The sequence below is a fragment of the Marinobacterium profundum genome (assembly GCF_001528745.1).
Taxonomy (GTDB): domain Bacteria; phylum Pseudomonadota; class Gammaproteobacteria; order Pseudomonadales; family Balneatricaceae; genus Marinobacterium_A; species Marinobacterium_A profundum.
The window spans coordinates 1-14,609 of the sequence record NZ_BCNS01000172.1 but is presented as its reverse complement, the minus strand read 5'-3'; the positions used below and the strand labels follow the sequence as shown (position 1 = coordinate 14,609).

Annotated in this window: 14 protein-coding genes; 10 read left to right on the top strand and 4 right to left on the bottom strand. The window is 53.0% G+C overall.

The window, feature by feature from the left end:
* Positions 1–506: 506 nt before the first annotated feature.
* The 3 genes from MPRO_RS20600 to MPRO_RS20590 all read right to left on the bottom strand — a co-directional run bounded on the left by MPRO_RS20600 (position 507) and on the right by MPRO_RS20590 (position 3,043).
* Positions 507–1,052, bottom strand: coding sequence for a hydrolase (locus MPRO_RS20600; protein WP_067297677.1), 546 nt, complete (start codon positions 1,050–1,052; stop codon positions 507–509).
* Positions 1,053–1,332: 280 nt separating this feature from the next.
* A complete protein-coding gene (locus MPRO_RS20595) occupies positions 1,333–1,767 on the bottom strand; it encodes a MaoC family dehydratase (protein WP_067297673.1) in 435 nt (144 codons plus the stop codon).
* Between the two features lie 49 nt (positions 1,768–1,816).
* The gene (locus MPRO_RS20590) at positions 1,817–3,043 is read right to left on the bottom strand and encodes an EAL and HDOD domain-containing protein (protein ID WP_067297670.1); all 1,227 of its coding nucleotides are present in this window, start codon (positions 3,041–3,043) and stop codon (positions 1,817–1,819) included.
* A 148-nt stretch (positions 3,044–3,191) separates the two neighbouring features.
* On the opposite strand from MPRO_RS20590, the gene ylqF reads away from it, so the two are divergent.
* The 8 genes from ylqF to MPRO_RS20555 all read left to right on the top strand — a co-directional run bounded on the left by ylqF (position 3,192) and on the right by MPRO_RS20555 (position 8,959).
* Positions 3,192–4,100, top strand: a complete 909-nt coding sequence (gene ylqF, locus MPRO_RS20585; RefSeq protein ID WP_067297666.1) for a ribosome biogenesis GTPase YlqF — start codon at positions 3,192–3,194, stop codon at positions 4,098–4,100.
* Positions 4,097–4,489, top strand: coding sequence for a hypothetical protein (locus MPRO_RS20580; RefSeq protein WP_067297663.1), 393 nt, complete (start codon positions 4,097–4,099; stop codon positions 4,487–4,489). The genes ylqF and MPRO_RS20580 overlap by 4 nt, the downstream gene beginning before the upstream one ends.
* A gap of 195 nt (positions 4,490–4,684) precedes the next feature.
* Positions 4,685–4,945 (top strand): CDGSH iron-sulfur domain-containing protein, encoded by a 261-nt coding sequence (locus tag MPRO_RS20575; protein WP_067297659.1) that lies wholly within the window; start codon positions 4,685–4,687, stop codon positions 4,943–4,945.
* Positions 4,946–5,125: 180 nt separating this feature from the next.
* A complete protein-coding gene (locus MPRO_RS20570) occupies positions 5,126–6,256 on the top strand; it encodes a BaiN/RdsA family NAD(P)/FAD-dependent oxidoreductase (protein ID WP_067297681.1) in 1,131 nt (376 codons plus the stop codon).
* 276 nt (positions 6,257–6,532) lie between these two features.
* Positions 6,533–7,123, top strand: a complete 591-nt coding sequence (locus tag MPRO_RS20565) for an NADPH-dependent FMN reductase (RefSeq protein ID WP_067297656.1) — start codon at positions 6,533–6,535, stop codon at positions 7,121–7,123.
* A 476-nt stretch (positions 7,124–7,599) separates the two neighbouring features.
* Positions 7,600–7,902, top strand: coding sequence for a hypothetical protein (locus MPRO_RS20560; protein ID WP_067297653.1), 303 nt, complete (start codon positions 7,600–7,602; stop codon positions 7,900–7,902).
* Positions 7,877–8,218, top strand: coding sequence for a hypothetical protein (locus MPRO_RS26010; protein WP_158651898.1), 342 nt, complete (start codon positions 7,877–7,879; stop codon positions 8,216–8,218). The genes MPRO_RS20560 and MPRO_RS26010 overlap by 26 nt, the downstream gene beginning before the upstream one ends.
* A 93-nt stretch (positions 8,219–8,311) precedes the next feature.
* Positions 8,312–8,959, top strand: coding sequence for a hypothetical protein (locus MPRO_RS20555; RefSeq protein WP_067297649.1), 648 nt, complete (start codon positions 8,312–8,314; stop codon positions 8,957–8,959).
* A 65-nt stretch (positions 8,960–9,024) separates the two neighbouring features.
* Here MPRO_RS20555 and MPRO_RS20550 read toward each other — a convergent pair whose 3' ends face one another.
* On the bottom strand, positions 9,025–10,074 hold the full coding sequence (locus tag MPRO_RS20550; protein WP_067297647.1) for a hypothetical protein: 1,050 nt from the start codon (positions 10,072–10,074) through the stop codon (positions 9,025–9,027).
* Positions 10,075–12,675: 2,601 nt separating this feature from the next.
* Between MPRO_RS20550 and MPRO_RS20545 the strand changes: the two genes are divergently transcribed.
* On the top strand, positions 12,676–13,830 hold the full coding sequence (locus MPRO_RS20545) for a DUF3800 domain-containing protein (protein ID WP_216821345.1): 1,155 nt from the start codon (positions 12,676–12,678) through the stop codon (positions 13,828–13,830).
* Between the two features lie 90 nt (positions 13,831–13,920).
* Positions 13,921–14,607, top strand: coding sequence for a LapA family protein (locus tag MPRO_RS20540; RefSeq protein ID WP_067297645.1), 687 nt, complete (start codon positions 13,921–13,923; stop codon positions 14,605–14,607).
* The last annotated feature ends 2 nt before the right edge of the window (positions 14,608–14,609 follow it).

The window sequence follows — 14,609 nt, the reverse complement described above, 5'->3', positions numbered from 1 at the left end:
GGCTGTTTCTTTTGCTGTTTTGCGTTGAATAGAACCACTATTCGCCTTAAAACACCGCAAAAACCCGCTCAAATCAGTCGGCTCTCGCTACGGCCGGCATTCTCGGACATTCTCCTAGTTGCCTACTGCCACCGAAACATCAGAGCGGCTCTTGTTCCCCCTTATGAAGCCAGCGAGCACTGAGGTCATGCGACGAATAGGCCCGAAGGGGCGCAACAGGGACTGATGCGCCTGCGATGAGGTACATGGATGTACCGTCAGCGCAGCCCGCCGAATGATCTCAGAGCGCAGCGAAAAGGCTTCATTGGGGCGCGCTTTCTTTGCCTACTTTCCTTGTCGCGTAACAAGGAAAGTAGGTCGCCGACAGGCGAAATCCGGACTCGAAAAAATCAGCAGAGTTTCCGCCTGCAAGCGCGATCTAGAGCACTGTCATCTTACATCGACCCATTGCGATGGTTGGGACGAGATTAAGGTGTGACCCTGTTGGAGCCCGGTAGCGCCGCTATTCAGCGCAAATAAGTACGGCTGATATGGCGAAAGGTCTCAGTGCCGGCCTTGCGCATCCATTCGAATGCCACCATTTCACGACTCACAATATGAATGCCAAGCTGGCGCATGCGTTCGATGGCGAGTGCTTTGTCCTGCGGGTTGCGCGAGGCAATGCAGTCGGCGACCACAAAGACGTCTCGGCCCTGCAGGCGCAGCTCGATGGCGCTTTGCAGTACGCAGACGTGGGCCTCAATTCCGATCAGCACCACCTGCTCGCGGGTACTGGCGCTGATGGCGGCGTCGCAGCTGGGCTCCGACATGCAGGAAAAATGAATTTTCTCCAGCATTGCATCAACAGGGATCAGCTCGCCCAGGCGCGGGTGGGTATGGCCGATGCCCTGGGGGTACTGCTCAGTGCCCAGTACCGGCACCTTAAGCTGAGTGGCGATCTCCAGCAGCCAGCGGCAGTTGTCCAGCAACTGCTGCGGTGCTTCAACCGCCGGCAGCAGTTTGTCCTGGACGTCTATGACCAGCAGCAGCGATTTGTCGGGATGAATCAGCATAGCGGGGGTCCTTAGAGCCTGTTTATGATCTATTGCCTGCTGCGACCGAGGCCATTTTCGCGCAGAGCAAGGAACGAGGAGCGTGCTGTACTTGATGTACATGAGCAACGAGAGACGCCGCTATGCGCGAAAGGGCCCCGTCCCTTCGGGTTGCGCCCCTAAAAGCGCCATGCGGCGTTGCTCGCCGCTCATTTGGGCCCACTAAATCACGCGACTCGCGCCTTGTCTGGCGCCTTTAGGGGCGGCAACGCAGTCGGGCAAATAGATAGTAAACAGGCTCTTAGGCAGCGGGTTTCTTATCCACCATCACCACGGCTTCGCCCTGGGTGACGCGCTTGCCCGCGACAAAGCACTCGGTGCTGAGGGTGACGCGGCCGCGGCGCAGATTAATATCGCTGACGGTGACGCGGGTTTCGACTTCGTCGCCGAGGTAAATCGGCAGGCGGAACTTTAGGCTCTGATCCAGATAGATGGCGCCAGGGCCCGGCAAGTGCGTGCCCAGCACGGCGGAAATCAGACCTGCGCTGAACATGCCGTGGGCGATGCGGGTCTTGAACTGGGTGGTTGCGGCGAATTCCTCATCCAGATGAACCGGATTGGTGTCGCCGGTGATTTCGGCAAACAGGCGGATATCCTGATCGCTGACGGTCTTGAAGACCGATTCGCTCTGGCCTACTTCCAGATCTTCCAAATAGAGGCCGTGGACCTGACTCATGCTGTATCTCCATCGATGAATTCTGTACGTGCGGTGCGGGCGAGACCTGTCAGTCTTCGTGCATTGCCTGCATGGATTCCTGTGCCCACTGCAGGCTGGCCCGGTAGGCCCAGTCGTAAGCGGCACTGTTAAAGTCCACCGGCAGGCGGTCCCAGTCACCGTTTTCATAATTGATGACATTTTTCAGCACGTCGCCGATGGTTCCAGCACCGCCACGGATGGCCGTCTTGACGTCTTCACCTAGCGGTACCTGGGCCAGCATGGACTCCTGCTGAATATCCAGCATGGCGTGCAGGCCGGACATCATGCCGGCCATAAAGTAGCTGGTCGGTGCGGGCAGGCTCTGGGTGATGGCCACCAGTTCACACATGCGCCCGCGAATCAGCAGCACACGGGACAGCTCTTCGGGCTTGTCCTTGTTGGCGGACATGGAAATCAGCGTGGCCCATTTCTTCACCTGCTCCAGCCCCAGCAGTACCACCGCCTGGGCGACGGATTCCACCTTGCGCACCAGGGCGTAGGCGGCGGAGTTGACGATGCGCAGTAGCTTGAAGGTCAGTACCGGGTCGCGGATGATCAGGGCTTCGAGCTTGGCCGGCGTGGTGGCAGGCTTTTGCAGTTCCTGAATCAGCTGCAGCAGAGTGAATTGCTTGGCGCTGACACGGCGTTCCTGTACCAGCTTGGGTTTGCTCAGAAAACTGCCCTGGTAAAGTTTGAAACCCATATCGATACAGCGCTCGAGCTGGTCGAAGTTGTCTATGCCCTCGCCGAGAAAGGCCACCTTGAAAGGCGTCATCAGGCGCATTTGCTGGTCCAGCTGGTCTTCGTCGAACAGACGCACGTCCAGCTTGACGATCTGGGCGGCCCGCAGCAGGTTGTCGTGCTTGCCGCTGTAGCGGAAATTGCACAGTGCCAGGCGATAACCGTCTTTTACCAGTTTGAGCGCAGCGCGCTCATAGTCCAGGTCCGGTTCGTCACCGGGCTCGAGCTCGATAACGACCTGTTTGCTGGGCAGGTCGGGGAAGTAACCCGATAGCAGCAGGTCGCGACTGACCGGCACGAAGGCAGGTACGCGCCGCACGGCGCCGGCATCGGAAATGCTGGTATAGATGTTAAGAATGATTTCGCCGTTGGGCGCAGATCCTTCGAGTCGCGTAGCGCCAGTGCCTTCGTCATCAGGCCGGTACAGCAACTCGTAGGCCACGACCTTCTGATGCTGATCGAAGATCGGCTGACGGGCTACAAGCAGGCACTGATCATCAGGGGTTTTGTCCATTTTCCCGCCACTTTTCCTGTTCTCGAATAACAACCCAGAAGTGTATACGTAAACCGGCGTTTAACGATAGGCCTGATCGGGGTCATGGGAGTATCGCTTTGGCGCCACAACGCTATAATAGGCGGCCTTCGAACAGGGCAGGGTAAAGATGAGCATTAATTGGTTTCCAGGGCACATGCACAAGGCACGCAAAGAGATCGCCAAGACTATGGACGAGATCGATGTGGTGATCGAGGTGCTGGATGCCCGCCTGCCCCAATCGAGCGAGAATCCGCTGGTGGATTCACTGCGCAAGGGCAAACCTGTTATCAAGCTGCTGAACAAGTCGGATCTTGCCGATCCGGACGTGACAGCTCAGTGGCTGGACTTTTTCAATGCCATGGACGGGATGCAGGCGCTGGCGCTGGATACGGATAACCGCAAGCTGATCAAGCGCCTGCCCGAGTTGTGCAAACAGCTGGTACCGTCCCGCGTGGCCCAGGGGCGGCCGGTGCGGGCCATGATCATGGGGATTCCGAACGTCGGCAAGTCCACCCTGATCAATGCACTGGTGGGCAGGCGTATTGCCAAGGTGGGCAATACGCCTGCGGTAACGCGTCACCAGCAGCGTTTCATGATGCAGGGCATGGCGCTGTCGGATACACCGGGTATTCTCTGGCCGAAAATTGCTGATCGGGATTCCGGTTACCGTCTGGCGGCCAGTGGTGCAATCCGTGATACCGCCATCGAGCTGGAAGATATAGCGCTCTTTACCGCCAGCTTTATGCTGGAGTCCTACCCGCAGCGGCTGATGGAGCGATACCGCCTGACGACTCTGGCCGACATTGGTGATGAGTTGCTCGACCAGATAGGGCGCAAACGAGGATGTCTCAGGCCGGGCGGCATAGTCGATCGGCACAAGGCATCCGAGATATTGTTAATGGAATTACGTAGCGGCAAACTCGGACGAATCACTTTCGAGACCGTCGCTGAATGGGATGAGAAACGACGCCAGGCCGCTTTGGAAGAAGCCGAACGGCTGGCGGCGCTTGACGAGCAACAGCAGGATCCAACATGACACGTTTAAAGAAGAAACGCTCCGATGCCAACCGTATCGAGTGGGGCGACAGTGCGCCAAGGCGCAGTGAGAAACTGGCTGATCCCGGCAGTTATGAAAGCCGCAAGCGCAAGTCCCTGGACAAGCGCAAGCAGCAGAAGTCCGTGTACGAAAAGCAGCTTGAAAAGGAAGAGCTAGAAGCGCGTCGGCGTGCGCAGCAGCAACCGCGTGGCGGTCGTTTGGCGGAGAAAATTCGCCGTCTGAACCGTGAAAAGAACGCGGCTGAAATGCTGGAAGCGGATGCCGCTGAAGAGTCCGTAGTTGATACGGCTACGGAGGCTGCCGCAGAGACAGTGGCTGACACCGCTGCCGAGTCCGCAGACCAGACTGCGCCGGGCACAAAAGACTGACACCCAGTCGGCACCTGTTCCAGGGTGCCGCTTCGTTTGGTTGGATGTGTGCAGGTTTCGGCTGGCGTTCGCCTCGTGGGCTGCCGGCTGCCGGGTTTTCCCGCACGACTGCATGGATGCCCGAGCCGAGCAGATTCGCGTTAAGTCCGGCAGGCTGCTAGCTTTAGGTCATTGCGACAAGCGGAGACCAGCAGCATGACTCACTCACCGATCCATCGCGCCGGCGACGCACCGGTAAAGGTCGAACTCACCCAGGGCGAGACCTATACCTGGTGTGCGTGCGGGCGCTCCGAAAGTCAGCCCTGGTGCGATGGCTCCCATCAGGGCACCGGTATTGATCCGGTGGTCTTTGTGGCCGAGCGCACTGGCAGCGTCTGGCTCTGTCTGTGCAAGCAAACCGGCACCCCGCCACTGTGTGATTCCAGCCACAAGAAACCTGCTCCAGGCTCCGTCTGATTTGGCTTCGTAGCCACCTATACAATGCCTTGAATGAAGGCTCTGACGGCGCCTGGTTGCGGTTGTGCATAGCGCTTTGTGCTAGCATAGCCGCCTTTCCAATACAGCCAGGTAAGCTCCTTGCATTCCCAGGATTTCTCCCGCGATGTAATCATCATCGGTGCCGGCGCCGCAGGTCTTATGTGTGCCGCCACGGCCGGTTACCGGGGCCGTTCGGTGCTGCTGCTCGAGCACAGCAACAAGATAGGCCGCAAGATACTGATGTCCGGCGGCGGGCGCTGCAACTTCACCAATCTGCATAACAGCCCGGCGAACTACCTGTCGGCCAACGCGCATTTCTGCAAGTCGGCGCTGAGTCGTTACCCGGCATCGCGCTTTATCGAGCTGGTGGAGCGCCACGGTATCGATTACCACGAAAAGACCCTCGGGCAATTGTTCTGTGATGTTTCCAGCAAGGAAATACTGCAGCTGCTGCTTACCGAGTGTGACTGGGCCGGTGTGGATGTGCGCACCGACAGCAGCATTTATCGCATCGACAAGGTCGCCGATGGTTATCGCGTCAAGACGTCCGCCGGTATCTGGCAGTGCCAGTCGCTCGTGATTGCCAGCGGTGGCCTGTCGATACCCAATGGCGGTGCTACGCCTTTCGCCTATGAAACGGCGAAGCAGTTTGGCCTCAAGGTCCTGCCGCTGCAGGCCGCACTGGTACCCTTTACGCTGCAGCCCAAGGATCTTGAGGTGTTCAAGCCGCTGTCCGGGGTATCGCACCGCATTAGAGCGCGCATTGGCGATACCGCCTTTGTGGAAAATCTGCTCTTTACCCACCGCGGCCTCAGCGGTCCTGCGATACTGCAAATTTCGTCCTATTGGGATCCGGGGGCCGAGGTGGAAATAGACCTGTTCCCGGAGCTCGATCTGCTGCAATGGCTGGGTGAGCAGCGCGAGAGTCGCCCCAAAGCCGATATCCGCACCTTGCTCTGCCAGCAGATGCACAAGCGAGTAGTGCAGACCTTCTGTGACCTTTGGTCCTTCGAGGGGCCCATCAACCGCTTTGATGGCCCACAGCTGACCGCCGTGGCGGCCGCTTTCCACCGCTGGGTGATCAAGCCCGCCGGCACTGAAGGTTATCGCACGGCGGAAGTGACCCGCGGCGGTATCGATACCGACGATGTATCGTCCAAGACCTTCGAAGCCAAAAACGTTCCAGGCCTGTACTTTATCGGCGAATGCCTGGATGTCACCGGTCACCTGGGCGGCCACAACTTCCAGTTCGCCTGGGCCTGTGGCGATGCCGCCGGTCAGTACGTCTGATAGCCGGTGACTGACACGATTGATTCAACCGCCGGTTGAATCAATCGGCCCTTCACCGCGTGCAGCCTGCATTTTCCGATCCTTCCGTCAGGCCCGCTACTCAAATTTTCGTTCGGGCTCTGCCCGTACTGATAGCAGGATGCTGCTGCTGCTTTCAGCTGCTAAGCTTGATAACTCCGGATTAGCAAATCACAGCAGTGCAGCCTTGCGGTCTGCGGCTGTCATTCGTGTATCCATCTGTAGTGACAGAAAAGACCGAGGCAGGAGGCAGTACCCATGAGCATCAGGATTGTAACCATCTGCGGCAGCGTAAGGCCTGGTAACTACACCGCTATGGCGCTGGAGCTGGCCATTGACGAATTGCGTAAAACCCCTGGGGTCGAAGTGATTCCCATCCGCCTTGAAACCCTGGATTTACCCCTGCCGGGGCTGGCACCTAAAAATGCCGCCGCGCTGGAGCAGTTCCAGCAAACGGTAGCCTCCGCCACCGGTGTACTGCTGGCATCCCCGGAATACCATGGCGGCATCAGCAGTCCGATGAAACTGGCCATAGATAACTTGGGCTTTCCCAGTGTGCTGGGTGACAAGCCAGTGGCGATTCTGGGTGTGGCGGCAGGTGTTATAGGCGCCATCAAGTCTACCGAACAGCTGCGTGCCATCTGTGCCCATGTGGGTGCCATGCCATTGCCACTGGCGGTGTCCATCGCCAGAATTCAGCAGCAGTTTGATACCGAGGGCAACTGTCTGGATGCAGCCACCGAGAAGTACATCAGGCGCTCCGCCAGCAATCTGATTGATTACATTAATCATGCCGTCTGTCCGAAGATTAGTCTGGAAGCTATATTGCGCGAAATGGAAGAGGGCTGATTGGCAGCGGGTTGGCCAGGCGGGGAGTTCGAGGCATTTCTACGGGCCTGTATTTCGCCTGACGGCGATATATCCGAGCCGCGCCCCGTGGAGAAGCGCTAAAAATGGACAGGTACGGTTCAATTACATGGGTAACACTTTCTGGGCTTTAAGCCTCAACGAGGCGGTACCTGTGCCGTAGCTGGAGATGGAGTTCACCCGAGGTATTGCCCTCAGAAACCACCTTTACCGTCTCCAGTATGCGACTATATTCGAGAGACAGGGGCTTGCCTGTCAGTATCCTGGCAGGCGACTCAGATTGTGCTAATACTTCTCTAAGCATGCGAGGCTGCAATGCCAGCTTCACAGTGGATATGAAGCGGCGTGGCCGTTTTTATGGTGTGAGGTAAAACAGGCAGGGCGTCTGTTTTTCCGCCAGATTAATAACTCGCCAGGTTTGTCGCTTGCGAGGCTGCGATGCAAATATTAGAGGAAGCATGGATATTCAAGTAGCTCAAATATTAGCGCTCACTATATACAAAATCGTTAGCTTGCTAGCGGGGGTGTCACTCTCCTATATGGGATATCGATTATTTATGGCCGGTATTTGGGGGCATGCCGGCGATGCAGAAGGTGAGTTCGGGAATAATCGCATAGTCATCAAAAAAGCGGCTCCAGGCACATTTTTTGTATTAATGGGTGCCATTGTGATTGGGTTAACGCTTGTGAAGGGGTTGAACTTTGAAATCTCACCCGTCATGGAAGGAGCGCTAAGTGAAAAGCCTGCTCTTATTGATTAATTTATTTGTTGTCAGCGGCTTTGCATATGCTGATGATTCATTGCAAGAAAAAATATTTGGTGAAGCCAAGGCTGCATATCTGGAATCTGATTGTAGATCAACAAATTACTACTTGCAAAAGTATTTGAAAATATCGACCCCCAGTAAAGAAAAATATGACTCCATTGTTTTAGTAATGGAATGGTGTCAGAAATTTTTAGCGCGCAAGCCCTCTGCTAGTATAATGTCTGGCTTTCTTGGGCCTTCTAAATCGTTTATAAAAACGAAAGAGCAAAGAGTACTATTGAAAATTAAACCCGATTTTCCAAAAAGCTGAGTGCTGCTTTCTGAAAAAATATTGCGAGCTGCTAACCAAAACTACGATTCAAAGAATAGTAATTCATAAAAAATAAAGCCAGAGGGGCTCTATATGGAGGATAAAGAATATCAGCTGGAGCTTAAAAAGATATCTTTAGATAAAGCAAAGCTGCGCTTTGATCTGATGAAGTGGGTAGTCATCGCCGTGGGAGCAATCGTTTCATTCTGGGTTATTGACTATGGGAACCTGAGGCTGGAGCAGTACAGGGCGCAATCTTTGAATGAAAGAGAGCTTCTTGTTTCATACATGAATGCCATGGAAACATCCAAGCCTGAAGTCTGGAAAAGGAAACTGCAGTTTCTCATCGAATATTCAAGTGATTCAAAGATAGAAAATTTTGCCATACAGCAGCTTGATTATATTAATCAGTATGCCGAACTAACGTCTTTGTATCGGGAGGCAATTGAGACAGCCTCGAGTCTGGCCGTGAAAGATGCTTTGACTCCCTCTGATAGAAAACAAAAATTCTTGCGGTTTGAGCAACTCTATTGGGCTGAGTTGCCGTTGGCAGGCGAAAGCACACAGGTTTCCACGGCCATGGTTCGATACAGGACGCAACTTCTAAAGACGCAAGCAGATCCGGAGCTGGTCAAGCACTGGAATGAGCTTAGTTTTGCAATGCTCGAACTCTCGACGGCTATCCGGTCGTCCATGCCGGATAAAACCCCACTGCCAAGTGTAAAACCGGTGGTTGATTGAATATCTGGCAGCCTGTTTGTAGGCATCAAACCAGCTTTCGGCGGCTAATGCTCATTGGCGAGCGTTCAGGCGTCAAAATCGAGGCGATAATCCAGCTGGATTTTGCCGGCACTGTCGTCAAGTGAGCCCCCGGAGCCTGTGAGGGACTCATAACCCAGATACAGGGTGATATTCTGCATAGGGGTTTCGATATCCATAACGAGCCCGGTCTGCAGCCTGCGTTCAACACTAGTGTCGGTGACGGTTTGCAGCGATACTTCAGGCCTGAATGACGCCCAGTGTGGTCCCAGGCGCAGGTCTTGTTCGCCTGATACGCGATAGTGGCTTTTGGTCCGTTGCTCTTGAGTAAAGGGCAGGCGCTTTTGCGAGACCTCTGCAACCAGGTTGATGTCCCAGCCCGTCCAGGCATTCTCAGACAGGGTCAATGCCCAGCTGTCGATATCGCCGGCACTGGAGGCTGCGGTGCAATCGAGTGCGCGCTGCGCGGATGTTTCAAGTTTGGCGCTTAGATAGGTGAAAACGATACTGGAGAACGACAGGCCGGTACGGTACTCATCGCATGGCGTGTCGCCATCCCAAGCGCGGAAAATATAATCCGCACCCGCGGTGATTTTTGTGTCGGCCCAGGGCGTGAAACCCAGCTTGGCGGCGGCACGGCGCTCACCCGCATTCACGACACTGCCGTATGGGTGAAAGTCCTGGCTGAATTGACTCAGGGCCAGGCTATAACTGAAGCCGTTAGCGGGCTTCCTGGCCAGATTAAGGCGGATACCTGAGCCTCCCAGGGTTCGTTGCGAGGAACTGCTTTGTGCTGCAAGGGCGAGCTCCCCGGTGAAGTCGAATGTTTGAGCCAGCGCATCTGGGGTAAATTCTCCCTGCAGGCTGGCCAGCCACAGGCCGTCGAGTCCTTCGCCGACAGTCTGCTGCCGAAACAGGCTCAGTTTCACATCCTTGTGACCCTTCTTGCTGGCCCAGCCCATTCCTGCCCTGTAGCGATCATCACTAGACCGGCCTATAACGATATCAGTGTCGAGCATGTCGCCAAGAGGCTGAAAGGGCAGCGTCTGTACCGTGTCCAGGCGCTGGTCGATAAAGCCGCTGCTCGGAATGACCACTGCAGATACTGTGCTGCTGCTAAAAGTCGCCAGATTAGCGTCGACGCTGGGGAGCCCTGCACTGTCGGATTGGCCTGTTATCTGAGCAGTAACAAAGGGACGAGTATCATGCAGCGGGGCAGATGAGCAGCCAGACATAAAGGCTGCGACGACCGCGAGGAGGGTGACATATAGGAACTGAAGGCTTGGGGCTTGCAGTGTCGACTCCAGGTTAGGTTTGTCACTGCAGCAGGAGCATCTACCTGTACAGGCTATGGCGAGATTACGTTGGCATAAAGCTTCAACGATCATCCCAGCTGGCACTAAAGAGCCAGCGCCCATAGGCAAACCAATTAATTATTTTGGAAATAACCTACAGAATACAGGGGTAAGCTTCAAGGTTTTCTTAACGAAAGCTGAATGGGATGCGGTTCAGTTACATGGGTAACACTTTGCTGGTTTTGTGCGTGTCGGGATTGGGACCTGCCGTGCTGGTGGGTGCTGCGAGGCGGTTGGATGGTCTTCTTTTCGCCTGTCGGCGACCGACTTTCCTTGTTACGCGACAAGGACTCCCTACAAGGGAAAGTGCGCAAAGGAAACGCGCCGCCCATCAGCTGGCCTGCGGCTGCACTGCGCGCCGGAATGATGCTCCGGACGCCGCTAACGGAACATCCTGTTCCTAATCGGCGGCTCGGCAGTCCCTGCCTCACCCCTTCGGGTCTGATCGGAACATAATCCCGGTGCTCGTCGGCTGCTGAGGGGGATGCAAGCCGTTCTGATGTATTGGTGGTACTAATTTACATTTGTGATTTGGTATGCACTTGTAGGATGGGTAAAGCGGAGCCTACCCATCGGAAACTGGCTTTGGTCGAGTGTTAATGAGCCTGCGAATTGCACCATGTGGTTGTGCCATTGGGTATGACCGCGACTTATGCAGAAGAGAAGTCATTTCTGGGTGGCTCTTGCCGGCAGAACCTCTGCGGGGTTTTTTGAGTCTGTATTTTGCCTCTCGGCGACCCAATTCCTTTGTAGACAGTCCTTGTTACGCAACAAGGGCTTTCTACAAAGGGAAGTGGGCAAGGCTCTTTACCTTGAAGAATGCGCCCCGATGAAGCGTTGTCGCTGCGCTCTGACGCCATTGTGCGGGTGCCGGCCTTCAAGGTTGAGAGTCGGAACATCCTGTTCCTAATCTGCAGCTCGACAGTCCCTGTCTCGCCCCTGCGGGCCTGATCGCACAATGACGCCAGTGCTCGCCGGCATAGGGCCATGGATGGCCGGTAGCCAGAAAATGCAGGCGCAATTTTCTGCTCAGAAGGGGGAGTGCATGCCGTTCTGCTAGCCCGCCGGTGCGAATTGCACCGTGCGGCGGTGTGCCGCCAAGGTTAATCACGAATCTCGAATCACGGTTACTGTGCAGTTTAACCACATCGGTAACAGTTCTGCTCAATGATATGGGTAACATTTCCATCCGAAGCTGATGGTTTCTGACTCTTGAAACCGCTGTGCTGGCGGGCGTTGCGAGGTAGTTTGATGGTCTGTATTTCGCCTTTCGGCGACCCACTTTCCTTGTTACGCGACAAGGAAAGTAGGCAAAGGAAGCGCGCCCCGCTGAAGCCTCTCTACTGCGCGCTGGGACGATTTTCCGGGCGCCGCTGACGTCACATCCCTGTGCCGCATCGGCGGCTCGGCATCCATGCTTCGTCCCTGCCGGCCCTGATCGAAAAACCGCCCCAGTGCTCGCCGGCTTCATAAGGGGGTATGTAAGTCGTTCTGATGTATTGGTGGTTGGGGTGGCAGGGAACGGGCTTTGGTAAGGTGCTGATGAGCCTTCGAAATACACCGTACAACGTATGTCGCCACGGCGAATGGCCGCGATCTGTGCAGATGTGAATGGAACTGGGGCTGATGCTGCCTAAGACGCACCATCGTTGTTACGGTGCTGTTGCTTGTTTAGTCTTTCAACTAGCCCCTAGCCCCTAGCCCCTGTTCCTACTCCTTTTTCCTTCCATCTTGCCCCTGCTTTCGGCATCATGCTTGAGGCACTGAAGGATTACCGGTGCCAGATTTTTGATCGGTAATAGAACAAATCGTCAGCTGAGCATCGGAAGCCAGGCTGGGTGAATTCTCTCCCCACTCTCAATTCCTTTGTTTTACTGGCTCTGACTGCGTGCATCCTTGGCGGTATTCCGTCGCGAGGAGGGCGGTAGCGTGGTTTTCAGGCTTTTTCAGTTGATTATTCTGGATAAACGGCCTTGCAGGCCAGTATCCTGGCGTGTGGCTAAAAATGTGCTGATACTTATTTGTAATCATAAAGTTGCAAGGCATAGTCGAAAAGTGGATATGAGGCTTGGTGATCGTTTTGTCAGATTCAGTGCGATTGAGAAGATGACCTGAACGGCTCATGCTACCTGGCTTTGCGCCCGTTTTTGACGAAAAATCATCAGGAAATACTGGTCTCAGAAAAATCGGCCTCCGAGGCTACGATACAAATCGTTATGTCCCTGAGGACTTCTACCCTTGATTAACTATCGGAAAATTCGAAGAAAGCATCCAGACATAGTCACATATAGGGCAGTATCAAGAAGGATTCGCAGGAATAGTCGAAATAGAAAAGGAATTAGAGTGGATTCGATAAAGGATAAAACAAACGCAACCTTACATTTTGATGAATCTGGTTTTACGGGTAACAACCTCCTTCATAAGCAGCAAAAGATATTTTGTTACGCTTCAGTTGAATGCCCACATCAAGAGGCTCAGGATTTTGTCGAGCACATCATTCAAAAATACAGAATTCAAAATGGAGAAATAAAAAGAGGAAAATTATTAAAAGGTGTAAAGGGAAAAAGAGCCGTTGATGAAATAATTCAACACTTTAAAGGCAGGTTTAAAATTTCTGTTTCTGACAAGAAATATGCCCTAGCTGGTAAGTTTTTTGAATATATATTTGAGCCAGCTATTCAGAGCGTAAATTCTATATTTTACAATATCAATTTTCATCGTTTTATAAGTAACATACTCCATGTGGAGTTAAGTGTTCGAGGCGCTATGGCCGAAGAGATATTTGAGGACTTCGAAAAGCTGATGAGAACAGGTGATTTTGAAGGGCTTAAAGCACTATTTTCAGCATCAAAAAATGAAGGCATATCTCCAGTTCTGGAGCAAATATTTGATTTTGCCATACATAACAAAGAAGCAGTTGTCGAAGAGCTGGATGGTTATGTTGGTAGTGGCGCAGGAAAATGGGTACTGGATTTAACAAACACAGCACTTTTTAGCTTGCTGGCTGAATGGGGTCAAGAATACGATCAATTGACCGCTTATTGCGATCAATCAAAGCCATTGAGTGAAGATCAAGAAATTTTCAATGTCATGATCAACCGGGAAGATAAGAAGTATTCGCATGTTGCAGGCATAGACTCTCCTATTACCTTTAATCTAAAAGAGCCGCTTAAATTAGTAGACTCAAAAATTGTTCATGGAGTTCAACTGGCTGATGCAATTGCTGGCGCATTTGCCTATGCATGTGACAACGAAAACCAAGACGAATATGCAAAAAAATGGAGGCGCATGATTGAAGAGCACGTTATCTTTGGTAGTGTTTTTCAAGACTATGACCATCTGGATTTGACTAAGCTGGAAGTGCAGAGAAATGCAGTGCTGCTTCAGGAGCTTACTGAACGAAGTAAAAATGGCCATAGCTTAACTGATGATATTGGAGAGTACATTCAGTTCATTACCATGGCTCTTAGGGAGAATCCTCTTGAGCTACAGACATAACAAGGCGCTGCTGTCGGACAATTTTTCCGCTGCGCTCCAAAATTACCGCAGAGCGCGGCGTTATCTGTCCCTCGAAGTTTGGAGAACTAGTTGGAATACATACATTTAATTCTGGTATTTTTAGTAGGCGCTTTTCTTGCCTACCTCAGTGCTTATAGCAAAGCTAAAGGTAAGAATAAGGCGCTCCATGAAGATATCGCTAGACTGGAAGAGGAAAAGCAAGCTGTCATAGCTAAGTTTCAAGCTGAAACAGAAGAATTAAAAAAGTCACATACACTTGATATTGAGAAAAGGAAGCACCAGTACAGCGCAAAAAGAGAACAGTTCGTTAAGTTCTTTTCTATGCTTGATGATTACAATAGCTCTTGCCACGTGATATCTATGGAAAAGTTTCCTCCAATCCTCAATGATTTTCTGGGTGCCTACATGAATGGCACTGAAGAAGATCAAGCGAAGGCAAATTTAATATTTTCAAACAGGATGAATAAGCTATTTACTGAGCTTAACCAAGAACTCATTAAAGTGAGGCATGAAACAAGCACAATTAGAATTATATCAAGCCCAGAAATGGATTCCCTTCTCGATAAGCTAGATATCGCGGTTCAAGCTTCAACTAATGATTCAAGCGAAATGCTAAAATTCATGTCAACGCAAGAGTTTTGGGCTGATCAATCCCTTATTGCCCCATATCAAGAACGCTCAGAAACATCAGCTAAAGAGCTAATGAATATTAAAGCTTCAATTACCAACCGGATGAAGCGGTGTTTGTCAACGTAGTT

Excerpts from the sequence above, each read along its gene's own strand:
- MPRO_RS20600 (WP_067297677.1), bottom strand. The coding sequence starts at position 1,052 with ATGCTGATTCATCCCGACAAATCGCTGCTGCTGGTCATAGACGTCCAG.
- MPRO_RS20595 (WP_067297673.1), bottom strand. The coding sequence starts at position 1,767 with ATGAGTCAGGTCCACGGCCTCTATTTGGAAGATCTGGAAGTAGGCCAG.
- MPRO_RS20590 (WP_067297670.1), bottom strand. The coding sequence starts at position 3,043 with ATGGACAAAACCCCTGATGATCAGTGCCTGCTTGTAGCCCGTCAGCCG.
- ylqF (WP_067297666.1), top strand. The coding sequence starts at position 3,192 with ATGAGCATTAATTGGTTTCCAGGGCACATGCACAAGGCACGCAAAGAG.
- MPRO_RS20580 (WP_067297663.1), top strand. The coding sequence starts at position 4,097 with ATGACACGTTTAAAGAAGAAACGCTCCGATGCCAACCGTATCGAGTGG.
- MPRO_RS20575 (WP_067297659.1), top strand. The coding sequence starts at position 4,685 with ATGACTCACTCACCGATCCATCGCGCCGGCGACGCACCGGTAAAGGTC.
- MPRO_RS20570 (WP_067297681.1), top strand. The coding sequence starts at position 5,126 with ATGTGTGCCGCCACGGCCGGTTACCGGGGCCGTTCGGTGCTGCTGCTC.
- MPRO_RS20565 (WP_067297656.1), top strand. The coding sequence starts at position 6,533 with ATGAGCATCAGGATTGTAACCATCTGCGGCAGCGTAAGGCCTGGTAAC.
- MPRO_RS20560 (WP_067297653.1), top strand. The coding sequence starts at position 7,600 with ATGGATATTCAAGTAGCTCAAATATTAGCGCTCACTATATACAAAATC.
- MPRO_RS20555 (WP_067297649.1), top strand. The coding sequence starts at position 8,312 with ATGGAGGATAAAGAATATCAGCTGGAGCTTAAAAAGATATCTTTAGAT.